The organism is Bacteroides sp. AR20 (assembly GCF_964250605.1).
GTDB classification, from domain to species: domain Bacteria; phylum Bacteroidota; class Bacteroidia; order Bacteroidales; family Bacteroidaceae; genus Bacteroides; species Bacteroides uniformis.
This window is the reverse complement of sequence record NZ_CAXUGK010000019.1, coordinates 38,547-64,797: the sequence shown is the minus strand read 5'-3', so window position 1 is coordinate 64,797 and position 26,251 is coordinate 38,547. Positions and strand designations below refer to the sequence as shown.

Genomic DNA, 26,251 nt, shown 5'->3' with positions numbered 1-26,251 from the left:
TCAATTTAGTTATGACTAAACAGAAGAAATTCATTACTTGTGATGGTAACCAGGCTGCTGCACATATCTCGTATATGTTCTCCGAAGTAGCTGCCATCTACCCCATCACCCCCTCTTCTACGATGGCTGAATACGTAGACGAATGGGCTGCCGCAGGTCGCAAGAACATCTTCGGCGAAACAGTATTGGTACAGGAAATGCAGTCAGAAGGTGGTGCTGCAGGTGCCGTCCACGGCTCTCTGCAAGCCGGTGCGCTGACTACTACTTACACAGCTTCACAAGGTCTGTTGCTGATGATCCCGAACATGTACAAGATTGCCGGTGAATTCCTGCCTTGTGTATTCCACGTATCAGCACGTACATTGGCAAGCCATGCACTGTGTATCTTCGGTGACCACCAGGACGTTATGTCTGCACGCCAGACCGGTTTTGCCATGTTGGCCGAAGGTTCTGTACAAGAAGTTATGGACTTGGCAGGTGTTGCCCACCTAGCCACCATCAAGGCCCGTGTTCCGTTTATGAACTTCTTCGACGGCTTCCGTACTTCTCACGAAATCCAGAAGATTGAAATGTTGGAGAACGAAGACCTCGCTCCGCTTATCGACCAGGAAGCTTTGGCTGAATTCCGCGCACGTGCATTGAACCCGATGAACCCGGTTGCCCGTGGTATGGCCGAAAATCCTGACCACTTCTTCCAACACCGTGAATCTTGCAACAACTACTATGAAGCAGTTCCGGCTATCGTTGAGGAATACATGAACGAGATTTCCAAAATCACAGGCCGCAAGTATGGTTTGTTCGATTACTACGGTGCAGAAGATGCAGAACGCGTTATCATCGCCATGGGTTCTGTAACGGAAGCTGCCCGCGAAGCTATCGACCACCTCGTTGCCAATGGCGAAAAGGTTGGTTTGGTTGCCGTTCACTTGTATCGTCCGTTCTCTGCCAAGCACTTCCTTGCCGCCGTTCCCAAGACTGCCAAGAAGATTGCCGTACTGGACCGTACGAAAGAACCGGGTGCTAACGGCGAACCGTTGTACCTCGACGTAAAAGACTGCTTCTACGGTGCAGAGAATGCTCCGGTTATCGTAGGCGGCCGTTACGGTTTGGGATCCAAGGACACTACTCCCGCGCAAATCCTCGCCGTTTACAAGAACCTGGCTATGCCGATGCCGAAGAACCACTTCACTATCGGTATCGTAGACGACGTTACCTTCACTTCTCTGCCCCAGGAAGAAGAAATCGCATTGGGCGGCGAAGGCATGTTCGAAGCCAAATTCTACGGTTTGGGCGCTGACGGTACAGTAGGTGCCAACAAGAACTCTGTGAAGATTATCGGTGACAATACCGACAAGCACTGCCAGGCTTATTTCTCTTACGACTCCAAGAAATCAGGCGGTTTCACCTGCTCGCACCTGCGTTTCGGTGATACTCCTATCCGCTCTACATACCTGGTAAACACGCCTAACTTCGTGGCTTGCCACGTTCAAGCTTACCTGCACATGTACGACGTAACCCGCGGCTTGCGTAAGAACGGCTCTTTCTTGCTGAACACCATCTGGGAAGGCGAAGAGCTTGCCAAGAACCTGCCCAACAAGGTGAAGAAGTACTTTGCACAGAACAATATCACTGTTTACTATATCAATGCAACCCAGATTGCACAGGAAATCGGTTTGGGCAACCGTACCAACACCATCCTGCAATCCGCATTCTTCCGTATCACCGGCGTTATTCCGGTTGACCTGGCTGTAGAACAGATGAAGAAATTCATCGTTAAGTCTTACGGCAAGAAGGGTGAAGACGTTGTCAACAAGAACTACGCAGCAGTTGACCGTGGCGGCGAATACAAGCAACTGACCGTTGACCCGGCTTGGGCCAATCTGGCAGACGACGCCAAGGCTGAAAACAACGATCCTGCATTCATCAACGAAGTGGTTCGTCCTATCAACGCACAAGACGGTGACTTATTGCCGGTATCCGCTTTCAAGGGTATTGAAGACGGTACTTGGGAACAAGGCACTGCCAAATATGAGAAACGTGGTGTAGCCGCATTCGTTCCCGAATGGAACGCTGAGAACTGTATCCAGTGTAACAAGTGTGCTTACGTTTGTCCTCACGCTTCCATCCGTCCGTTCGTACTCGATGCTGAAGAGCAGAAGGGTGCCAACTTCACTCAACTGAAGGCTGTAGGTAAAGCATTCGACGGTATGACATTCCGTATTCAGGTAGACGTTCTCGACTGTCTGGGTTGTGGCAACTGTGCCGATGTCTGTCCGGGCAACCCGAAGAAGGGTGGCAAGGCTCTGACTATGAAGCACCTCGAAAGCCAATTGCCGGAAGCTGCCAACTGGACCTACTGTGCTGAAAACGTGAAGAGCAAACAACATTTGGTTGACATCAAGGCCAACGTGAAGAACTCTCAGTTCGCTACTCCGTTGTTCGAGTTCTCAGGTGCTTGCTCCGGTTGTGGTGAAACTCCGTATGTGAAGCTGATTTCCCAGTTGTTCGGTGACCGCGAAATGGTAGCCAACGCAACAGGATGTTCTTCCATCTACTCCGGTTCAGTACCTTCTACTCCTTATACCAAGAACGAAAAAGGTCACGGTCCTGCTTGGGCAAACTCATTGTTCGAGGACTTCTGCGAATTCGGTCTGGGTATGGAGCTTGCCAACGAAAAGATGCGCGCACGTATCGTGAAGGCTATGGAAGATGCCATCGCAGCAGAAGGAACTCCGGCTGAATACAAAGAAGTATTCCAGGCTTGGATTGAAAACATGTACGATGCAGACAAGAGCAAGGAACTGGCTGAAAAGATTATTCCGATGGTAGAAGCTGCCAAAGACAAGTGCGACAGCTGCAAGACTATCGCCAGTCTGTCTCAATACCTGGTAAAACGCAGCCAGTGGATTATCGGTGGCGACGGTGCCTCTTACGACATCGGTTACGGTGGTCTCGACCATGTAATCGCAAGCGGTAAGGATGTCAACATCCTCGTACTGGATACTGAGGTTTACTCCAACACAGGCGGTCAGTCTTCCAAGGCTACCCCGGTAGGCGCTATCGCCAAGTTTGCCGCTGCCGGTAAGCGTGTACGCAAGAAAGACCTCGGTCTGATGGCTACTACTTACGGTTACGTATACGTTGCCCAAATCGCTATGGGTGCCGACCAGGCTCAGACTTTAAAGGCTATCCGTGAAGCAGAAGCATATCCCGGTCCGTCACTCATCATCGCTTACGCTCCGTGTATCAACCACGGTCTGAAGGCAGGTATGGGCAAGAGCCAGGCAGAGGAAGAAAAGGCCGTTAAGTGCGGTTACTGGCACTTGTGGCGTTACAACCCGGCTCTGGAGGCTGAAGGCAAGAATCCGTTCACGCTGGATAGCAAGGAACCGGATTGGAGCGGATTCCAAGACTTCCTGAAGGGTGAAGTTCGTTACGCATCCGTAATGAAGCAATATCCGCAGGAGGCCGACGAGCTGTTCAAGGCTGCTGAAGAAAACGCTAAATGGCGTTACAACAGCTACAAGCGTCTTTCCAAAGAAAATTGGGGCGCTGAAGTTACAGAGTAATTCCGATTACTAAATAAAGAATAGAGGCTGCTCCTGAATAAGGCGTAGTCTCTATTTGTTTTTAATTAACAATACTAAATATCACAGGTTATGATTGGATTTATCATTTGGATTATCGGTGTGGTTCTGTGTGTCAAAGCCGTACTTGAAATCATGAAGTGGCCGGTAGACGGCGTGAAGAAACTATTAGTTGCAATTATCATCCTGCTCACAAGCTGGATTGGAATCTGTGTTTACTACTTCTGGGGAAGGGAAAACCTGCCTCAAATACTGAAATAAGTTCCAGTATCATTTACAGAAGTAAACAGACGTGTATTAAGAACAAGGGGGATAGACAACAGCTATCCCCTTCTTTTCAGAAACTCGGTAGGACTCTCCCCAAACTGTTCCTTATAGCATTTCGTGAAATAGGAAGGTGACGAAAAGCCCACTTCATAGGCAATCTCCGCTACCGTCATGTCAGAGGAGGCAAGCAGTGAGGCAGCCTTTTTCAACCTCATCTGGCGCAGCAGCTCATTCGGCGAATAGTTGGTCAGCGATTTCAGCTTACGGTAAAGCTGCACACGGCTCATACCCATATTCCGTCCCAAATCCTCCACATTGAGTTCCGCATCTTTCATCCTCTCCTCGACAAGCGATTTGAAGCGGGAGACGAAACCCTTATCCAAATCACTGATGGCTTCCTTCTCGATAGTCTGGTTATCTCCGAAGAACTGCCTCAACTGACGGCGGTTTGCAATAAGATTGCGGACACGAGACAAGAGCAACTGCGAATTGAATGGTTTGGAAATATAAGAATCGGCACCGCCATCATAGCCCTGGATACGCTGTTCGTCCAGCGAGCAGGCCGTCAGCAGAATCACCGGGATATGGCATGTCTGTAACTCCCCCTTCAAGCGGCGGCAACATTCCACACCATCCATACCGGGCATCATTACATCCGAAATAACCACATCCGGCACATACTTCATGGCCAGCCGGATACCCTCTGTCCCGTCCGCAGCATCCAGCACGCGAAATTCTTGCGTCAACAGTGACTTCACATAGTTGCGAATATCCGCATTATCGTCAATTACCAGCACAGTAGGACAATCAGCCTCAACCACCTCTTCGCATGCCTTCACTTCCGTATCTATCAGGGTGGACGACACGTCCTTCTCTTCGGCAGGCAACGTCACTATGGTGGGATGGTACTGCAAAACATCCTGCTTCGGGAAAGTGACGGTGAAGGTAGTACCCTTATCATCACTGTGTGCCGCAATGTTGCCACCATGCATCTCTACAAAAGCACGTACCAGCGCAAGGCCGATACCGGTACCTGCCTGATGTCCGTCCACTTGATAAAAACGCTCGAAGATAGCTTCCACATCGGTCGAAGAAATGTAACTGCCGGAATTGAAAACAGACAAGCTATAGTTCTGCTCTGTCATTGACAAGCGTATAGCTATCTTCCCATTCTCCGGCGTATACTTCACGGCATTGGAGAAGAGATTGAAGTAAATGCGCTCCATCTTCTCCGCATCTGCCATCATCCGGAAGTCCGTATCGGGAGATGCCTCAAAGCTGAAAGCAATATGTTTCTTCAGCAACGCCATGCGGAAAGAGTCGTTCCAGCCCCGGAAGCTGTCGAGCAAATCAAAAGGTTCGAGATGGAGCTCCATGCGCCCGTTCTCCACCTTCCGGAAATCAAGTATCTGGTTGACCAGGCGAAGCAGGATATGCACATTCTTTTTCATCAGCTCGAGGAGCTGGCGCGGCTGTCCGTCGAGGGTGCGGTTGGCAAGAAGCTGCTCTATGGGATCGGCTATCAGCGTCAGCGGAGTACGGAAATCGTGTGAAATATTCGTGAAGAACACCAGCTTGGCGTGCGTAGCCTCCTCCAGTTCATGGGAAAGCTGTTCTAACTGCGACTTCTGTACTTCCAACAGTTCCTTCTGCTGTATCAACTGGGTTTTCTGTTCCTCCAGTTTCTTTTTCTGCATGGACAGTTCACGGTTCAACCGGTTCTTGGCACGCAAGGAGAGGTAGACAGCCACCAACAAACCGACCAGCAACAATAGGGCGGACAGACTGCCGTACAAGACAACCTGCTGCGTGGCATAACTGGCTAAATACTGGTTTATCTTTCCGTTCAGGGTTTCTATCTTTCCATCCAGAGTGCCGATGTGGGCGGTCTGCATCTTCATGATGAGAGCATTGTCGCGGTCGACGACGGAAGTGCCCAGGATAGTTTCACGGGGGAAATCACGCTTGTTCAGGATATCCATGGCAATCTGCATCACGCGGTCGCCACCGGTAGGATATATAAACGTGGCATCCAGTTCGCCGGCAAGCACTTTCTCCACTCCATAGTCTTTGCCGGACAGGGCGTCTATGCCGATGAACCGCATATCCTTTTCCCGCCCCTCTCGGGCAGCGGCAGCATAGGCTCCGGCCGCCATACGGTCATTCTGCGCATACACCAGGTCGATATGCGGAAAGCGGCTCAGCAGAGTATCCATTTTCTCTCCGGCCTTGAGTTGCAACCAGGCACCGTCTTCAACGGCCAGCAACCGGATACCGGGATAAGCGGATATAGCCTTCACAAATCCTTGATGACGGTCTACGGCAGGTGTGGAGCCCACCAAACCTGAGATTTCCACCACATCTCCCTGCCCATGCAGCACATTGGCCACATACTCTCCCACAGCTTTCCCTATCTCGTAGTTGTCTGCACCGACGTAGGCCGTGTATTTGTCCGAAAGGATTTTACGGTCCACTACAATCACCGGAATGCCCCGGTTGTATGCCTCCTCCACAACCGGAGTTATCGGAGTGGCTTCATTAGGGGCCACAATCAGCAGATCCACCCCTTCGGCTATCAGCTCACGAATGTCTTTTGCCTGACGGTCATTATCGTCGACAGCAGTACGGATGTCCACCTCCACATCCTCGTAGAAATGGGCTTCACGGAGTATCTCACTGTTCATCTGGCGCCGCCATTCATCCTCGCTACATTGGGAAACGCCGATACGGAAACGTGCCTCGCGCCGGGAGCAGGCAACCGCCACTCCCCAAAGCACGAGCAAAAAGAATAAAATCCGAAGGTTATGCTGTCTCATCTTCACTTTCCTCTGATTTAAGATTGCAGATGAGCAAAGATAACGAAAAATGTGAAAAGAATAAGAAAAATCTATGCCAGCCTTTCTTTCAAGGCCACCGGCAATTCCGGCATGGCACCGCTCTGGGTACATACATAGGCAGAGACTTCCACCGCCAGTTTATGGGCATCGGGCACCTGCTTCCCGCTGAGAATGGCAGCGGTGAAGGCTGCCGTGAACGAGTCACCGGCTCCAACGGTGTCCGCCACCGGTACCTTGGGCGTCTCCTGGAAGGAAACCACTCCCGGAGTGAACACATAGCTGCCGTTCGTTCCGCAAGTCAAGATAAGCATCTTCAGGTTATACTTGGCCAGCAGAATCCAGCATTTGTCCTGCAAGTCGATGCCCGGGTAGCCGAAAATACGGCTGATGGTCACCAGCTCCTCATCGTTTATCTTGAGGATGTTGCAGCGGCGCATGGATTCGCAGAGTATCTCTTTGGTATAGAACCCTTGGCGGAGATTGATGTCGAATATCTTCAGTTGCCCCTCCGCATCGGGCATCGTGTCGAGAAAACGGTTGATGGTGATGCGGCTTGTTTCACTGCGTTGCGCCAAAGAGCCGAAACATACGGCACGCGTGTTCAGTGCCAGACGCTTCAGTTCGTCGGTAAAGGGGATGTTGTCCCAGGCCACGCCTTCTTTTATCTCATAGCACGGCACGCCCACGGCATCGAGCGTCACCTGCACCGTTCCCGTGGGGTAAGGCACGCGCTCAATCTGCGTGCGCAGCCCCTTCCGGGCGAACACATCCAGAATCTCGTCCCCATCCGCATCGGCACCTACGGCACTGACCACACGGCTGTCGAAACCAAACTGCGATGCATGGTAAGCAAAGTTTGCCGGAGCACCGCCTATCTTCTTTCCTTCGGGGAGGCAGTCCCACAGAGCCTCGCCCATACCTACTATTATCTTATTCATAATATTATATTGTTTAATGAATGATATATTTTATTCACGGCAAACTCAATGTCCTACCCGCTGCAAACCTAATAAAAAGTTCCTAACTATAGAATGAAAAGTTGCCAACTATCTATTAAAAAGTTTCTAAGAACCAAGGATTATCTCTATCCCAAGGCTTGGGATAGACATCCTCAACCTTGGGACAGATATCCGCAGCCTTGGGATATGTGTCCGCAGCCTGCGAACAAAGATTACCGCTTCATACGCAGCATATAGAAGAACAAGTACACTACCCCTACCGTCATCACAGCCACGGCACCGCTTTGTCCTACAGCATCACTTGCCAAGCCCATTGCTATCGGAAATACCGTACCGCCGAAGAGCCCCATAATCATCAAACCGGAAACCTCGTTCTTCTTTTGTGGCATAGCAAGCAACGCCTGAGAGAAGATAACCGGAAAGATGTTCGAATTGCCGAAACCGATAAGGGCAATGCAAATGTATATCATTGTCTTTTCATGGAAAACGAACAACCCTACCATCGCAGCCAACATACATAACACGCTGATGCCGAAGAAGGTTCGGGGAGCCATCTTCTGAAGAATGAAGGCGCCGAGAAAGCAACCCGCCGTGCGGAAAATGAAGTAAAGGCTGGTGGCAAAGCCGGCATCGGCCAGCGTCATGCCCAGACGCTCCATCAAGATTTTGGGCGCTGTGGTATTCGTACCTACATCAATGCCCACATGACACATGATGCCCAGGAAGCAGAGAAAGATAAACGGCTTGCCCAGCAGGGCGAGGCACTCCCCGAAGGTGGAAGGGCGTCCCTCTTCCTTTTCCTCGCGGATGGAAGTACCGCTCAGCCAGAGAATGGCAATCACCGCAATGACCATATAGACCGGGAACAGCACCCTCCAGCCTATGCCCAGAGACGGAATGGCCTGCGTAGCTCCCCACATGGCGATGTATGGAGCCAGAAACGAAGCAATGGCTTTTACAAACTGTCCGAAGGTGAGCGAACTTGCCAGCCGCTCGCCGCTTACGATATTGGAAAGCAGCGGGTTGAGCGACGTTTGCATCAGCGCATTGCCGATGCCCAGCAATGAGAACGAGAGCAGCATCAGCACGTAGCCGTCTCCGAAAACCGGGAGAAGCAAAGAGGCAAACGTGATGACAAGGCTGAGAAGCACCGTCTTCTTGCGTCCGATGCGGTTCATCAGCATACCCGTAGGTACGGAGAAGATGAGGAACCAGAAGAACACCAGAGACGGGAATATGTTGGCTTGCGAGTCGGTCAGGTTCAAGTCGGCCTTCACGTAGTTGGAGGCGATGCCCACCAAATCCACAAAGCCCATGGCGAAGAAGCAAAGCATGACCGGAAAGAGCTTTGCCAAAGAAGAATTCTTAGTATTTTCCATGCTGAAGATTATTATCTGTTATTTTAATCCGAGTTTGTACACAGTAAACGAGGTGACATTGCAGCTTCCACCTTTAGCATAGAAACTGATGCGGTTGTAAGGTTCCGACGGGAATACAAGATTTGTCATGGCAAAACGTCCGTCGTTGCCAAACGCTTCAATGCCCGACTTGTCTACGAACAAGCGGAGTTTCATTTCATTGCCACCCTCGACAGGAGCCACGGTCACTGCAGGGAAGTCCTTGCTGAACGACACCTCACCACTCTTGATACGGTCCATGGTGAACGTCTTTTCCGCCAGGTTATAGTACATCTCCACCTCCTCGCCTTTCGAGTTAAAGAGCTGGAATCCTATCACATCCGCATCCTTGTTCTTGATGGTCATTTCGATTTCATACGTTCCGGAATTGTCATTCAGCAGTTTGTCCAGATTATACGTGCGGTCTACCTTGAAAGCACGCTTCTTGCTGCCTTTATCCCTCAGTTTCAGCAATTCGGGAGACGGGGTTACCTTTACATAGGTTTCACCCTCCGAGGTATAGAGCGAAAGGTCGCGCGGCACGGAGTTGGCACTACGGTATTGGCGGGTGGGCACATCGTTGGCATATTGCCAGTTGCTCATCCATGCCAATGCAATGGCACGTCCTGCAGGAGCATTGCTCCAAGTGACAGTTGCATAATGGTCTTTTCCCCAGTCCATCCATTTCGTCACTGCGGGAGACTCGTTCACGAATCTCTTTCCGTCAAATGTCCCCACGAAATATTGTGTGGCAGAGCCACCGAACGGTCCACCCGGATTGAGGTTACAGACGAGTACCCACTTCTTCAGTTCCGTACCTTCAACCGGCAGTTCAAGCAGGTCGGGACACTCCCAGACTCCGCCGTGAGCACCTTGTCCTTCACCGAATTTGCTCTCCAGCGTCCAGCTCTTCAGGTCGGCAGAAGAGTATATCTCCATTTCCTGCCCTACGGCAAGAACCATGATCCATTTCTTGGTATCTTCGTGCCAGATGACTTTAGGGTCACGGAAGTCGCGCTGCGTGGAAGTCAGGATGGGATTTCGCGCATACTTCTTGAAGGTCTTTCCGTTGTCAAGGCTATAGGCCATGCTCTGCACTTGGCGGTCGCTTGCCGATGTATAGAAAGCAATGACGGCACCGGCACCGAACCCGGCCGTATTATCCTTGTCGACAACACAAGAGCCACTGAAAATTGTTCCCAGCGCATCGGGCGAAATAGCATCTCCGTGATGTTCCCAAGTGACGAGGTCCGTACTGGTGGCATGTCCCCAATGCATGTTCCCCCACATGGAGCCGTAGGGATTATGCTGGTAGAACAAATGGTAGACCCCGTCTTTGTAGAACATTCCGTTAGGATCATTCATCCAACCGTAAGCCGGGCTGAAATGATACACCGGACGGTACTTCTCCCGGTTCGAAACATCGAATTCATCCGACAGTTTCATTTCTTCCCAGCATAAGGCCGAATCCGGAATAAGCTGGAAGTTGAAAGAGAGATGTTTATTATCGAAGCCGGTCAAATCGACCGGAACAAAATAGTCAACCTTATTGACTGCCAATCGCACGTTCATACTGCGTACAACATCATTGTCCGCTATCATATACAATTTTGCCTCCGGAGAAGCCTCTTCCACCGGCAGCAGCAAAAACTTCTTCTGCTCGTCAATTTGGACGATACTCTGTCCGTCACCCAGATGTTTAATCACGAAAGGAGGATTTATGGCCTGGCATGTGAAGACAGCCACGGTAGTTCCTAATATAAATACGGTAAGCGTCCTTCTGATTGTCCGCCAAAAGTCTTTTAAATGAATCATGTTTCTGTTGGTATTAAATTAATTATGTTTTTCTAGCATGCAAAGATACGCCACCAAGCAGCAGGAGACTATCTTTTTTGTTTCAAAGCATACTACAAATGTTACATTCCATCCTTAAAAAGGTATCTGTATGTCACTGGGGAACATACATAGAATTCAATTCATGAATTGTCAACTGTTTCAACTTTGTTTGTCCGCCTTCAACTGATATGGTGACAGAAGGAGTGTTTTTTTCAATCAGATGATAGAAAGCAGCAGACAGTGCTCCTTGATTGACGAAGATTTCTACAGAAGCAATATCCGACAATATATCCAATTCAATTCTTCCTTCATTGGGCTTTAGCACCATCTGCTTCAAGGTTTCCCCATTCTCTTTCTCAACAGTGAGTATCTGTTTGACAGAATCGTAAATCAAATTCAAACCATTAATATCAAAAGCCAATATCTGCGCATCAACACTATCTACAGCAAAACCCGTTTTCAGATAGAAGGCAGGAGTATTCAACTTTGTCGTGAAACAATTCTTTTCTTCAACTACCAGACTCTTCCAGATGTACTTTCTCCCATATAATAAAGCGAGTTCATTTACCGGCATACTTTTTAAGACATATCCTTTATCAACCCGATGTAATGTTAATTCACGCGGAAAGGACATTTGTTGATTGAAAGGCATATCCGGGAAATTACTTCCGTTCATCCATGCTATTTGTATTCTTCGGTCATCTGGTGCATTACTATATGTTTGAACCGCATAATAGTTTGTACCACTATCCATTTTTACAGGTTTCGTCTCAGGCCGAAAACGATATCCATCAAAACTCCCAACCAAATAGGTACTGTTCGCCCCGGTAAAGACCCATTTCCGGACAGTAGGTTCATTGGTTACGGACATTTCAAAAAAGTCGGGACACTCATCCGCCCCCTCTAATTTAAAACGGTCCGTTTCAGTCCAATCCATCAAATTGGGAGATGAAAAGATAGCATACTCCTGCTTATCCAAGTACAATACCATAATCCATCTGCCAGTCGGCGTATGCCACGTCACCTTAGGATCACGATTGTACCTGACCAACGTGGGAAGTACCGGATTACCGGAAAAAGTAACCCAATTACGCCACTTATCCAAACTATATCCTATACTTTGTGAATGTTGCAAATGCCGGGTGTGATACCCGAATCCACCTGCCGAAGTATAAACAGCAACCAATACTGTATCTCCATTTTGTTGACACCCCAGCGTATTCTTTTTATCAACAACTACCGAACCGGAAAAAATAGGTCCCAACGAGTCCGGATGTAATACATCCCCCAACTCAGTCCAATGTGCCAAATCCCGGCTCACAGCATGCCCCCATGTCATATTACCCCAAATACAGCCATAGGGATTATGCTGATAAAACAGATGCCACTCCCCTTCATGCCAAACCAGACCATTCGGATCATTCAGCCATCCCCGGCGAGAAGTAAAATGTACTTTAGGACGTAACGGTTCTTTATAAAACAAGTTCTCTTCCTTAGGAGTTTCAGAACAAAAGCATTGATTCAAAGCTTGCTCTACATTAGGACTCTTACTCGCCTCTATCCGTAATTCTTGCCCAATCCAATCCTTGACCTCCAATGTAACCCAATAATCAGGTTCATCGCCGCCAAGCTCCACTTCCATATTACGTACCATTTTATCACCAATCCATATATCCATCTGTTCTATAACCGCTCCCATCTTTACCGGAATATTCAAATAACGGTGAGTTACCAACATTCTTTTCGCAAAAATTTCTTTTTCCAATTTGGTATCAGACTGGTAGAAACAGTCGGCATTGATAAATCCCCAGCCCTCTTTTGATTGGTCCACTAAAACAATCCGGGCATTTTTTCCCATATATTCAGCAACATCCCAAGACTCATATTCCATGACACGTCTATTATACCCCGTACTTCTTTTCACCTCCTTTCCATCAATCCAAAGGGCTACATACTCCCGCTGATAATCAACACCCCCACCTATCAGAAAATTAACATATCTGCGTTCTATCCTGAAAAGAGGTGACTTCAATACACCGGTACCGGCATCTCCATTGACAAAGCTAGAAGCCATCCGATTTCCTTCAAACCTATTATCCCCCCATATTGACAAACGTTCCATAGAAACTGGTGAATTGCCAAAAGCATTTCCTTCCAATATCCAGTTTCCAAAAGTATCTCCTTCAAAATTATCTATCAGTAAATCATCCGGACGTAGTGCCATGTGAATATTTTGTGCCTGCATACTACAAACAGTAGCCAGTAGTAAAAGTATCAGTATCCTCTCTTTCATAATATCATTGTTTTTTCATAAGTTGTATAGCATCTAATCCAAACAAATTCTTCTCCTCAACAGCTTTTGGGTTAGCTCCTGACAAAGATATTTTCAAAGTCAATGCTCCACGCACCGGACTATAGCATCCTAAAGAAATAGGGTCAGAAAGAGTAACTTTTGTATCATATCCATCCCACTTTATATGTGTATCTTGTCCATTTACGGAAAAAGAAACTATGCCATAATCAGGAGCTTTCGTGGCATACACCACCAGTTGATAAGGACAGTCTTCCAATTGATTGAACTCAAACTCTACAGAATCACCCGGTTTTCCACCAATACACAAGAGTTGGGTTCCTCCACTCCATTGCCCGTCAACGAAACCAAGCATACTCTGCTTGTCAAAATGAATGGATGGAGAAGAGGCTATTGGAGTTGTTTCCTCAAATTCTATGCTATTTTCTCTTCGATATTTAGATAAATCGCCGGGAACGGGTAGCAAGTCTTGGGCTGCTTCCTCAAGTCCTGAAGTATCAACAGCTTTCGCTCCCATATCTCCATACCAGTAAACGGTAGTTGCATAATCTACAGTTCCCCTTACCCAACTCAACAATTCAATGTCGAAACGCAATAATGAAGAAAACGGTATACCGTCCAAATTCCTTGTACGGAAGAATGTATTATAACCGTGAGAACTCGCCTGGTCGGCACGGGGTGCGCCACCAAAAGGCGTTTGGAATATTACGACCGGAGCCCACGAACTATTGTAGTAATCTTCTGTTCCGGTACCGAAATGCGATGGAAAAACATCATCATCTACCCATATCTTTTCATCCCCTTCTCCGTACCAGGCACGCGAATGGTTATACAGAGTCAGGACATCCCCTTTGTATATGCCTCGTCCGGTCAATGTGGCAAAGTTCCACTCCCGGCAATTTGCATCATCATCCGGACGCTCATAAACCGGAAGTCCGGTCTGCTGGCGCCAGGAAGCATGGAAATAGAGGGAACGCCCTCCCCAAGGCAAAGGTGCCGTTCCCACTTCCATACTCACGTCTGCAGTGTGTGCGGAGATATTTTGTAACAATAGTCTGCCTTCTGTCTTGTAGGGCATCAGCCAGCGGCTCACCACCTTGCCTTGTCCGTCTGCAGACAAGAACCAGCTATCAACAGCCGGAGCACCCATACCCCCTCCCGAATAATCCGAAAGAGGAACCCAAACCGTAGACCGGCCGTCAAAATCAGCCTTAAATATAAGATTGCGCATCAGTTGGGCATAAGCCGTAGAATCTGCATTCGCGAGCTGGAAACTGATTTCATAAACCGCATTTTCCCCTTGCGGCAGGTCAATCCACAAAGAATCGCCCGGCTGGAGCACCTGCCGCTTCTTGTCCACCTGCAAACCGGAACGGGATGCAGGATGCAGCAAGGCATCATCTACCTCTGAAATCTTTTTACCGACGCGGGCTACGGATGCCGCAGAGAAGGTTTCCACAGAAGTTCCTTCGGGATACTTGCGATAATTGATGTGATAGTATTTGGGAGTAGGCGCAATGCCCGGTTCGTCTTCAAATGTAATTTTACAACTCCGGGCAAAAGGGATGGGCAGGAAAAGAGTATTGCCGCCTTTCCCGTCCGGAGTATAGCTGGTGTGGGGTTGAAGCAGTCCCCTACCCAACCTGGGTATTCCGAAACGCATCAAATCATAGGCAGGAACTATCCATCCGGGAGTACTTTCGCCATCAAAATAAAATCTCCAAGTCCCACGCTTGTCAACTGTGGTTATCCAGATACGGGTAATAGCTCCAGGGCCCTTTTCATCGAACATCACACGTTCCACTCTCCCATCAACCGTATCCGTACAGACAATGCCATAGCCATCATTGTTGGCAAACCATCCCGGCGAATCGGGAGACACGGAGGAGCGGTCATAACTGCTGACTTGCAGGCAACGATATGGCACCAGCGGATAACGTGCGGATTCTTCTACAGATATCATTTCATCCAGCAAAGAGTCCAAAGTCACTTGTGCCGTATCCTTCACACAAGAGGCCATCAAAGGCAAAAGCAGCAATGCAAACAATAAATTCCTCATCTCCATATTGATTTAAGCATCCAGGCATCCAACTCCATCTTCGTCCCCTTCTTCTGCGCAAAAAGTTCGATACCGGTTTGAGCCTCGCCCGGATAGGTTAATAATGTGAATACATCCTTCCCGTCATTGGCAAAGATTTCAATACTCGATTTGTCTACAAATATATGCAAACGTATCTTATTATCTACCGGTTCCACCCTGGCATATGCCATACAGCTGAATTTAGGAATCTGCACATCGGAGCAATGGGTGCGGTCAATCACCAGATTATGTGAATCCGTATCATAGCTGACCACCACTTTGCGCCCTTCACCCACACACAAATTCAAGCCAAAGGTGTTGGATACGTCAGTAGAAAACGAAGCATCGAGTTCGTAGACATTCTCATCGGGAACAAAGCCGGGTAACCTCTGTGTTCCCACCGATAAAGCACGTTTCACCGATGCAGGCTTATGGCGAAGTGTTTGCAACTGTTCCACCGGTTTCTGCACCAGCCTCACGCCTTCCTTGTATGTCTTCAGTTCCAGATTACGGGGAATGGACCAGAAGCCCTTCCCATACTTCGATGGAGCTACCGGTGCATAGTCCCAGGTTGCAACCCAGCCCATCGAAATTTTGGAATCCAACGTTCCGTCAAAATCCTGAAATGTGCGGGATGCATAAAAGTCCAGCCCTTTGTCCACATATAGAGGCTCTGCAGGATGGTTCTCCATCAGCTTAAAAGAAGTGCCGTCGAAGTCTCCTATAAAATATTGTTCTTGCGCCCAGTTTACAGATACGACCATCACCCACCTTTTCTTGTCAGAATCCCCGTCAACCGGCAACTGGAATAAATCCGGGCACTCCCAAGACTTTTCACTGTCACCGGCAGGGCCAAAATCACTGGTCCAAGTCCAGCTCTTCAAATCAGGAGAGGTATAAAACTTTATTTTCTTCTCCAGGGCCTTGGCTACAACCATCACCCATTTTTGGGTCGGCTCGTGCCAGAAGACGGTAGGGTCCCTGAATTCCGTACTCCAAAGGTCCAGAACCGGGTTACCTTCATAATAATGAAATGTCTTTCCGTCATGACTGAAAGAGATGCCCTGCGCCTGTTTCTTGGAGTCCTTCTCAAAAACGGTGTAAGCCGCCACATAAGCCCCCTTGCCGAAGCCGGCCGTGTTGTTCTTGTCTATGACCGCAGAACCGGTGAAGTAACTGATATTGTCATCCGTTCCGGTCATGGCATAAGGGGTTATCTGTTGGTAATGTACCAAATCTGTAGATTCGACTTTGCCCCACCAGTACATATGATATTTACCCTGATAGTACATGAATCCCGAGGGATCACCAATCCATCCCTTCTCCGGACTGAAATGATACTGAGGACGATACGGCTCTTTGTATAAACTGTCTGAATTCATTTGTGCACCGGCAGACAATGTTCCTGCCAATAAAAGTGCACCCAATATAGCTGGTATCTTCATTTTCTGTATTTTCATTAAAAGTTCATCTTTACCTTTACATCTTTCAGTTTCCAAACTTCGGCAGCAACTTCCGTTGTTTTTCCATCAGAGAATAGCTCCAATAGCGTACTATTTTCTTTCAAAGGGAAGATTCTTGTAGTGAACGCATCTTCGTTATTAATAAATCCTTCCACTACAGAACCGTCAATAAACAAACGAATCTCCACCGGTTTAGCAGTATCCAACCGATAATGATCCTTACGAATCTTCAAAGGAATGTGTGCACGCAAGGAAGAATGCGTCTGGTCCACAATAAGTTCCTCCTTCTCCACATCATAATAAATCAGGCTATATTCGCTATTATCCGGATTCTTACACAATGTAAATCCAAACCGTTTTGCGTCACCGGGATAAAAAGTCGCCTTGACTTCAAGCTGATGTTCCCTTCTGCTCACAATGCACGGTTTCGCAGCAGTCAATGCCTGTCTGGAATAAACCGTCGGTTGTTCACGCAATTGTTTCATCACGGGATGGGGTGTTTGGCATAGTTTCCCATCTTTCAGCTGCCATCTTCTGGGCATACTGTAGAGATGTGCCCATCCTTGTTCATAAGTGGCCTCCCCTCCTATTTCATCGGGTATAATGGCAATGGCAGCAACATCCCCTTCCGGAGTCTCAACAACAGAGGGGGACAGCAAGCGATTGATGACCTCCAGATTTTGAGGGACTGGGTTGTCCGGTATAAACTTTTCATTCTTGAAATCTCCTATCCAATACTGGCAACGCGCAGGTATGCCTTTATGAGGAACCCTATTCACCAAAAGAACATATTTGCCGCCCATCTTCTTAAAGACCGGCATTTCCCAGAAAATACCGGAGTCATCCACTTCCGGATTGCCCTCAAACAGCAAATGTACAAAATCCCATCTCTTCAAGTCCGCCGATTTATAAAGCAGCAAAGCCCCGTGGGGTGTATCGGTCTGCTCAATGCCGAAACCGATAATCATATACCAGACATCACCCTCTTTCCAAACATACTGGTCACGCATGTCCGTACGGGTATATCCGGCAGGCTTCTCGGCAATAACCGGATTACCCGCATATTTCTCCCATTCTATCAACGCTGTATCTTTTGGAAAAGCAATACCCACTCCCATCTTGTCTCCACCGGCTGTGTATATCAGCTGGGGGATACCGTCATCATTGATAACAGCATGCCCGGACCATATTCCATTCTTGTCATAAGCAGCATCAGGAGTCAAAGCCGGCTTTTCCTCCGTCCAATGAAGCATATCGGGACTGCTGAAATGTCCCCAATTTATCTGTCCCAGGAAGATTGCAGAAGCATTCTTCTGATTGAATATATGATATTTACCTTTATAAAGAAGTAAACCATGCGTCTCATTCGTCCAGTTGGCAGCCGGCAACAGATGATAGCGAGGACGGTTGAAGTCCTTCGCAAAACGGGTTTCCGGAATAGCCAAAACCGGAGTCTTCTTCAATCCTAAGGCAATCTCGTCTCTCCATGCAGACGAATCATCGGAAAAGGGAGTGAGGCTTATCCCGTCAATCAACCCGTTTATAGCCGTAACATCGTACATCCAAACCTTCTTTTCCCTGAAATCCTTACCTACCCGAAACATCATTTCACCATCCTGCAAGTTCCGGGGCCATACCTCTGCACTCATCCTCTGCCCATTCAGGCAAACCGATTCATTACTCAAATCAAAGACCACATGCAGCCACTTGAAACGGTCGACTTTTGTCTTTAATGAACAGTAAGAGTATGAGCCATTCTGCCCCATTCCCAACAGCAGCTCACCATAACGGTCTACACATACCGCTACAGATGTTCCTGCCATGTCTCTGATTCCCATAAAGGCAGCAGTATCCGTCGGATAAGATTCCAGAGCAAACCATCCGGACAACGACGAAACATCTCCTTCCGTGGTTGTATCCATCCAAGTGGAATACCCGTCTGTACGAAGGGCTTTACCTTCGACTCCGGTAACAAATTCTGGTATTTCCTTTATAGTGTACAAATTCAACAATGACTTACCGTCACAGGAAAGTAAGGGGTCCTGCCCGTCAAACGACCATGTTTTTTGAGCAAAAGCTGCATTCAAAGAAAGCAATAGACAGCCTAATATAGAATAGGCAAAGTTTTTCATAATAAAAGATTGTTTAAAGGAAAAGAGGGAAACAAACGTTTCCCCTCCCTTACGTTTTTATTTCAAAATATAATTAGTTGAACGGAGCATAACCGGGATTCTGTACATACTTGCCTCCAGAAAATCCGTATTGATTGTTCGGAACCGGATAATACTCATCCTTTCCACCCGTAAAGTGCGCATTGGCATAATAAATGCGATTGTCCGACTCCGCGGTAATGTACTTGTTCATGGTTGTTTCCACTATGCCCCAACGGACTAGGTCGAAGAAACGTTCACCTTCCAAAGCCTTCTCCAGACGTGTTTCCCAACGGAGGGCCTGACGGGCATAATCCTGATTCCAGACATCAGCAGGATAAGGATTGACAAGGTAGTTGGCCGCATATTTGGAATGGTCGTTGAAATCCTTTACATAGGCGCTGTTCCGGGCACGATTGCGTATCTGATTAATCAAATCACGGGCAGTTTCGAGTCCATTGCCTTCATTGAGTTCAATAAGAGCCTCAGCTTTCCAAAGAAGAATATCCGCGTAACGTATAATCTGCCAGTTCAACTGTGAAGCCCCCCAAGGCCAGCCATTAAACATATCACTACTTTCCGGAGAAACCCAGAAGCGCTTCGCGCAATTATAGCCATAAGTATCCTTATCACGCACCCATCCCTCACACGGCTTGTCCGGATAAGTTTTCCAAGTTATAGTAGGACGGCCCACAACAAAATCGAGACGCGGGTCTACATTGGGAGTCGTGTTTTGTAAAGTATAAACCCCATTGTTCAATACCGCCCAACTATAATCAGACTTTGACTGATAATTAAAATCGGGCAGACCGTTTGCATCTGTCTGGTAAGCATTTATCAGATCTTGACTGGGCAGGAAGAAACCGTCACCTCCGTAAGGGCTGCCTCCACCCGGAGAATTCAACAGATTGCTCCAGTTGATGCGGCCGGCACTTTCGGTACCGTCATTCATGGAATATTGAATGGCAAAAACAGATTCTTTACCGTTTTCATTAGTTACTAAATCCAATCCCTGGAAATCGTCAAGCAAACCGTAACGGTTGCTGGCAGTCACTTGGTCGCAAAGCGAAACGACTTCCCTCAGCAGCTCTTTATTGATGGAAGTTACGGCATGCGTAATCTCATCTTGCTGATACGCCTGGTACAGCTTGATTTTAGCCGCATAGGCCAGTGCTATGTATTTATGAATACGCCCTACCTCCGGCTGTGATGCAGGAAGCTGTTCGGCGGCATCAAGCATCTCCTTGGCCAGCATACTCAGAATCTCGTCACGGGTAAACTCATTGTTCGGAATATCCGGATATTGGGAAATCTCAACGTTCTCATCAAAATAAGGTATCTTGTTGAAAAGGCGGCTTAATTCAAAATAATAATGGGCACGAAGCACTTTCATCTCCGCAATGCGGGATACACGTCCGTTTACCTGCTCATCTGTTGCAGCATTCAGTACGCGCAATGCAGAGTTACAACGCTGTACACTGCAATATAGATGATACCACTTGCTGTCCAAGAATCCATTGGTTGCATCCATATCAAATGTCTCCATACGGTGCACTTCATTAAGGTCACCGACACCACCACCGCCTTTATAGGCATTATCCGAACGCACCTCACCATAAGTCCAATTGGAAGTAGGATGACACCATACACTCCAACTCTGTCCCTCGGGACCACCCAAAGCAGCATACGCGGCATTCACTAAAAGGTCGGCACCTTCTGTAGAAGTCATAATATCTTCGTTCAAGCTACCCTGGGGCTTCAAATCCAGGAAACGGTCTTCATTACAGCTTGCAGTCATCAGCGCTACTGCGCCAAGCATATATAAATGTTTCAATTTCATAATAGTATAGTTTTAAAGTTTAGAAACCAAATGATAATCCCAAAGAGAACGTACGGGGCAACGGATAAGGATAGCCCAGACCTTCAGGGTCGGCACCCGTATAACCGGTAATCGTAAACAAATTCTGAGCCTGGAAATAAATGCGCGCATGACGCATCTTCATCTTGTCGAGAGCTGCTTTAGGAAGCGTGTAACCCAATGTCAGGCTTTTCAGCTTGATATACGAACCATTTTCAATATAGAACTCAGAAACTTCGTGCTCATTGTTGCTGTTAAGGGTGGTTAAAGCAGGTACACTGCTATTGTAAACACCCGTCTTTTCAAAGTTCTCGTAGGCATGCATGGCATCGAGCAGGCGGGTAGAATGATTACCGGTCCAGCATTGGAACAAATCCGTATAATATTTGGAGTTGTTATAGGCATCACGAATCATACCGTTGAAGAACATGCTGAGGTCAAAGCCTTTCCAAGATGCCCCAAGATTCAGACCTGCAATCACTTTCGGATTGTCAGACCCCAACCATACACGGTCGTTCGTATCAATCGTACCGTTACCATCAGCATCCACGTATTTAATACGTCCTACTCCGGGAGCGCCAAACTGTACATTATATTTGGATTTATACTCATCCACCTCCTGCTGGGTACGGAACACTCCATCTGTCTTGAAGCCCATCCATGAACCGAACGGTTGACCAACCAAGGTCTTGTCAACACCATTACCGCCACCATAAGTATAGTAAATTTCTTCCGACAGCTCTGTCACTTCATTCTTGTAATATGAAAGGTTAAATGCTACATTATACTGGAAATCCTTCACCTTATCATTCCAGGTCAATGCCATCTCGAAACCTTTATTGTTCATCGTACCACCATTATACCAGCAGTAACCACCCTCGCCAATGACAGCAATATACGGTTTCTCTACAAGCATATCACTTGTCTTCTTATCAAAATAATCGAGAGAAGCACTCAGACGTCCATTCAGGAAAGCGGCGTCCACACCAATATTGAGTTGTCTTGTACTCTCCCACTTCAAATCGGGATTGGTAGACCTCACTTTGTAACCACCGGGAGCCAAAGTCGTTCCATCACCGTTCATGTTGTAGCTTGCATCCTTCAGACTAATCAAGTATTTAGTATAGGGGGACTCATTATCAATAATATCGTTACCATTGATACCCCATGAAGCACGTAGTTTCAAATCTGCCAACCAATTCTTGGTCGCTTCCATAAACTTCTCACTTGAAATGCGCCAGCCTGCCGACACTGAAGGGAAGTAATCCACATTATTACCCTTTGCCAAGCGGGAAGAAGCATCACGGCGTACCGTAACAGAAGCCAGATACCGTCCTTCATAATCATAATTCACTTTACCAAAGTAAGACACCATGCCATAATTGGAAGCACCGGCACCTACATTCTTACCGGCAGTCACACCGTCGAGATAAATATAATCTTCATCTTCTACAGCCAGTCCCGTACCATAACCGAACATGGATTCCGAATGGTTCTTCTTGGCTTCTGTACCAAGAAGTGCAGTCAGATTGTTCTTTCCAAAAGCTTTGCTATAAGTCACGGTATTGGTCCATACCCAATCCAGTCTTTTGTTGGATGATTGAGTCAGCTTATTGACCTCATCGCGTGCCCATGCCGGCTCAAAAGTTTTGTTGGTTTCATCATAATAATTCATACCGAAATTGGTTTTCAGCACCAGGTTCTTAATCGGTTCAATTTCAAGGAATGCATTACCAAAGATACGCCAGTAATCATGTTTGTTCTGTTTTTCATTCTCCAACAAACGTGCCATATTGGGGGCATCACCCAAAACATCATTGATGGCATCGTTATAATTGCCATTCTCATCATAAACCGTCTTGGCAGGATGCTGTTTGATGGCATTCTCATCTACACCGGCCGGACTGAGGGTCTGTGTCCAACGATTGATAGCAACGTTCTCGCCGATGCGCAAGCGATTGTCAAGATAATGATAGTTAGAACTGATGCGGGTATTGATACGCTGGAAATTCGTATTCTCTACCAGACCGTCATGGTCGAGATAGTTCAACGCTAACGAGAAGGCACCATTGTCAGAGCCCTTTGAAAGTGTCGCACTGTAATTCTGCATCAAGGCAGTGCGATAAACCACATCGCGCCAATCCGTATCAACGGCATGTACTTTAGCTCCATTCAGGCCGATATAGTCTTGAAGTTGAGGAGTTGCACCATTACCATATATTTCGCTGCTTGGCGTAGCTCCATTATTGGCATACTTATAAGCCGACCAATAAACCTGGCCCCACTCATCTGCATTCAACATATCAAAGCCACATTGATAGGTCTGCAAAGTCAACGACATATCAAAATCCACACGGGTCTCCCCTTTCTTGGCACGTTTGGTAGTAATGATAATCACACCATTGGCAGCCTGTGCACCATAAATAGAAGCGGAAGCGGCATCCTTCAATACCTGAATGGATTCTACATCATTGGAAGAAAGGATAGACGAGATGTTCTCACGGGTCATCACACCGTCAATGACATAAAGCGGGGAATTGGCATCATTTCGGAAAGATGACTTACCACGGACCAATGTAGAAGTATTTCCACCGCCCGGTGTGCCGTCAGTCGTAATGTTCATACCGGCAACACGTCCCTGCAAGCTCGACAACACATTTCCCGTAGGAATATCTGCTACATCCTTCATCTTGACCACAGCCACCGAACCGGTCAAACTGGCCTTCTTCTCGGACATATAGCCGGTCACCACTACTTCATCAATCAACTGGGAATCTTCCGTCAACTCAATGCGTAAAGTGGGCTGTGCCTTTACTGTAACGGTTTTATATCCTATATAGGATACGGACAATGTGGCACCGGAAGTTACAGACAGCGTGAAATTTCCATCAATATCCGTAATTGTTCCATTGCTGTTGGAACCTACTTCCATGACAGAAGCACCGATAATGGATTCACCACTCGATTTTTCAACGACAGTACCTTTTACCTGAACTTGCTGGGCAAAGGAAAGAATGCCCACAAAAAGAAGCACAATTAGTGTGCAAAGCCTGAGACTAATGCTTTTCAACATATCTATTAATTTAAAGTTAATAATAAACCAATTCTGCAATTGAGTTTTGTGTCAGCAAAATTAAGCGAAACCAGGATTTGCACCTATAACAAATGTTACGAAAGGTGGTATTTTTGATACATCCCCTTTCTAAAGGTATTCTACGCGTGTTTTTTGCTAAATAAACTTTAGCTTTAGCAGCAAATTAATAGAAAAGAATGAAAACAATATGGGAGCAGATGCTAATTGCACCAGCTCTCATAGTATACTCTCTCAGAATCAAAAACGAAAAGCAAACTGTTCCGCACACCGGTATCCTTCTTCATAAAGCTCCGTCAGCTTCTTGATGTCACGCTCGATGCGGTCTACCACTACCGGCTTCTGTGGACGGATCACAACGATTTCCCCGGCGGCTTCCATCCGTTCCACCTGCTCCAACTGTTGATTATAGACAATGCTGCGGCGGTTGATGGCTTCACGCAATAGCGGATATTTCTTATATATAAAAGGTGGAACCTTCGTTCCCTGAATTTCCTTACGGTACCCATGATTGCGCGTCAACACCACCACATTATTGGTAAATCCATCCTGACGGGCACGCATCAAAGGGATACTGTCCACAATACCTCCATCCAGCATCGGGATGTTGTCCACGTAGGTAATGGGACAGACAAACGGCAGACTGCTCGAAGCACGCACAATATCAATGACGCGCTCTTTACTCCGCTTCTCCTCAAAATAGTTCGCTTCGCCCGTCTCGCAGTTGGTAGTTACCATCACATAGCGTTCGGGACAATGAAAGTATGCCTCGTAGTCGTAGGGAAGTATGTGTTCCGGAAACTCCTGGAACAACAAGTCGAAATCCATGATATTCCGCTTCTTCAACAGATACTTCAATCCGATGTAATTGTATTTTTCCAGCAAGTCGATATTGCTGTACTTGGCACGCCCGCGCTGACCGGACATATAAGAAAGTCCGTTGCAGGCTCCGGCACTGACGCCGATGGTATAGGGAAAGCGAATGCCACGATCCATAAAGCTGTCGAGCACACCGCAAGTGAAGACGCCGCGCATACCGCCGCCCTCCAAAACAAGACCGCTATGGTCGTCGATACGTATTATTTTCTCCATAAGTGTCAGAATTAACGCTCCAAAGATAGCTTTTGTTTACGATATTCTATCTATATTTGCAGTTGCAACTATAAATCTATAACATTTTAATTATGATGAAGAAATCAATACTGATGGCTGCATTGGGTTTATTAAGTTTAAACACAATAGCACAAGACACTCCGAAAGAGGAAGGTTTCATTTTTACAACCGTAAAAGAAAATCCTATCACTTCTGTTAAGAACCAAAACCGTGCCGGTACATGCTGGTGCTATTCCGGACTGGCATTCATCGAATCCGAACTGCTCCGCATGGGCAAAGGCGAATACGACTTTTCTGAAATGTTTATCGTACACAACACCTATCTGGACCGTGCCGACAAGGCAGTGCGTACACATGGTGACGTTTCGTTCTCACAAGGCGGTTCGTTCTACGATGTAATTTATGGTATGAAAACTTTCGGTCTGGTGCCCGAAGAGGAAATGCGTCCGGGCGTTATGTATGGCGACACGCTGAGCAACCACACCGAATTGACAGCCGTATCTGATGCCGTAGTGGCAGCCATTGCCAAGGGAAGACACCGCAGCCTGCAAGCAGACAAGGAAAATAACCCGCTTTGGAAGAAGGCCATCACTGCCATCCACGACATCTATCTGGGCGAACGTCCCGAGAAGTTCACCTACAAAGGCAAGGAATATACTCCGAAGTCTTTCTATGAATCTACCGGACTGAATGCAGATGACTATATCTCACTGACTTCCTATACCCACCATCCCTTCTACCAGCCGTTCGTCCTGGAAATACAAGACAACTGGCGTTGGGCTTCTTCCTACAACTTGCCTATCGACGAGTTGATGGAAGTGTTTGACAACGCTATCAATAAGGGTTACACCATTGCATGGGGTAGTGACGTAAGCGAACAAGGCTTCACACGCGACGGTATAGCCGTAATGCCCGATGCAGAAAAGGTGCAAGAACTGAGCGGTTCGGACATGGCACACTGGCTGAAAATGAAACCCGAAGAAAAGAAACTGAACAGCAAGCCTCAACCGCAGAAGTGGTGCACACAAGAAGAGCGCCAGCTGGCATACGACAACTGGGAAACTACTGACGACCACGGTATGCTGATTTACGGTATAGCCAAAGACCAGGAAGGCAACGAATACTATATGGTAAAGAACTCTTGGGGTGAAGCCGGAAAGTACAAAGGACTGTGGTATGCTTCCAAAGCTTTCGTGCGCTATAAAACAATGAACATCATTGTGCACAAGGATGCACTGCCTAAGGATATTGCCAAGAAACTGGGTATTAAATAAATAAAAGAAGGAGATGCAGTTTGATGCA

14 protein-coding genes are annotated in these 26,251 nt (G+C 47.4%); 3 read left to right on the top strand and 11 right to left on the bottom strand.

The annotated features are described in order from the left end of the window. Window positions 1–11 precede the first annotated feature (11 nt). Together nifJ and ACESTD_RS11280 are read left to right on the top strand one after the other, a co-directional pair. Window positions 12–3,569 carry a pyruvate:ferredoxin (flavodoxin) oxidoreductase gene (gene nifJ / locus ACESTD_RS11285; protein ID WP_005826291.1) on the top strand — a complete coding sequence of 1,186 codons (3,558 nt, stop codon included), beginning with the start codon at window positions 12–14 and terminating at the stop codon, window positions 3,567–3,569. A gap of 90 nt (window positions 3,570–3,659) precedes the next feature. After that, the gene (locus ACESTD_RS11280) at window positions 3,660–3,848 is read left to right on the top strand and encodes a hypothetical protein (RefSeq protein ID WP_005826290.1); all 189 of its coding nucleotides are present in this window, start codon (window positions 3,660–3,662) and stop codon (window positions 3,846–3,848) included. Window positions 3,849–3,910: 62 nt separating this feature from the next. Here the strand turns inward: ACESTD_RS11280 and ACESTD_RS11275 are convergent, their stop codons facing one another. From ACESTD_RS11275 to ACESTD_RS11225, 11 genes are all read right to left on the bottom strand, one after another. Beyond that, a complete protein-coding gene (locus ACESTD_RS11275) occupies window positions 3,911–6,670 on the bottom strand; it encodes a substrate-binding domain-containing protein (protein WP_083790035.1) in 2,760 nt (919 codons plus the stop codon). A gap of 71 nt (window positions 6,671–6,741) precedes the next feature. Beyond that, window positions 6,742–7,629 (bottom strand): carbohydrate kinase, encoded by an 888-nt coding sequence (locus ACESTD_RS11270; RefSeq protein ID WP_005826288.1) that lies wholly within the window; start codon window positions 7,627–7,629, stop codon window positions 6,742–6,744. 233 nt (window positions 7,630–7,862) lie between these two features. After that, entirely contained in the window at window positions 7,863–9,029 is a 1,167-nt protein-coding gene (locus ACESTD_RS11265) for an MFS transporter (RefSeq protein WP_234146074.1), read from the bottom strand. Window positions 9,030–9,047: 18 nt separating this feature from the next. Further along, entirely contained in the window at window positions 9,048–10,862 is a 1,815-nt protein-coding gene (locus tag ACESTD_RS11260; RefSeq protein ID WP_151852573.1) for a GH32 C-terminal domain-containing protein, read from the bottom strand. A gap of 133 nt (window positions 10,863–10,995) precedes the next feature. Then, on the bottom strand, window positions 10,996–13,176 hold the full coding sequence (locus ACESTD_RS11255; RefSeq protein WP_373158877.1) for a GH32 C-terminal domain-containing protein: 2,181 nt from the start codon (window positions 13,174–13,176) through the stop codon (window positions 10,996–10,998). Between the two features lie 4 nt (window positions 13,177–13,180). Next, complete coding sequence (locus ACESTD_RS11250; protein ID WP_227212870.1) at window positions 13,181–15,214, bottom strand: glycoside hydrolase family 172 protein; 2,034 nt, start codon at window positions 15,212–15,214, stop codon at window positions 13,181–13,183. 35 nt (window positions 15,215–15,249) lie between these two features. Beyond that, entirely contained in the window at window positions 15,250–16,734 is a 1,485-nt protein-coding gene (locus ACESTD_RS11245) for a glycoside hydrolase family 32 protein (RefSeq protein WP_373158876.1), read from the bottom strand. Continuing rightward, window positions 16,734–18,869, bottom strand: coding sequence for a glycoside hydrolase family 32 protein (locus ACESTD_RS11240; protein WP_373158875.1), 2,136 nt, complete (start codon window positions 18,867–18,869; stop codon window positions 16,734–16,736). Before ACESTD_RS11240 ends, ACESTD_RS11245 begins: the two co-directional genes overlap by 1 nt. A gap of 73 nt (window positions 18,870–18,942) precedes the next feature. After that, complete coding sequence (locus tag ACESTD_RS11235) at window positions 18,943–20,727, bottom strand: RagB/SusD family nutrient uptake outer membrane protein (protein WP_008663960.1); 1,785 nt, start codon at window positions 20,725–20,727, stop codon at window positions 18,943–18,945. 19 nt (window positions 20,728–20,746) lie between these two features. Then, the gene (locus ACESTD_RS11230) at window positions 20,747–23,818 is read right to left on the bottom strand and encodes a SusC/RagA family TonB-linked outer membrane protein (protein ID WP_373158874.1); all 3,072 of its coding nucleotides are present in this window, start codon (window positions 23,816–23,818) and stop codon (window positions 20,747–20,749) included. 258 nt (window positions 23,819–24,076) lie between these two features. After that, a complete protein-coding gene (locus ACESTD_RS11225; RefSeq protein WP_008663962.1) occupies window positions 24,077–24,928 on the bottom strand; it encodes a patatin family protein in 852 nt (283 codons plus the stop codon). Window positions 24,929–25,023: 95 nt separating this feature from the next. On the opposite strand from ACESTD_RS11225, the gene ACESTD_RS11220 reads away from it, so the two are divergent. After that, window positions 25,024–26,223, top strand: coding sequence for an aminopeptidase C (locus tag ACESTD_RS11220; protein WP_034525503.1), 1,200 nt, complete (start codon window positions 25,024–25,026; stop codon window positions 26,221–26,223). The last annotated feature ends 28 nt before the right edge of the window (window positions 26,224–26,251 follow it).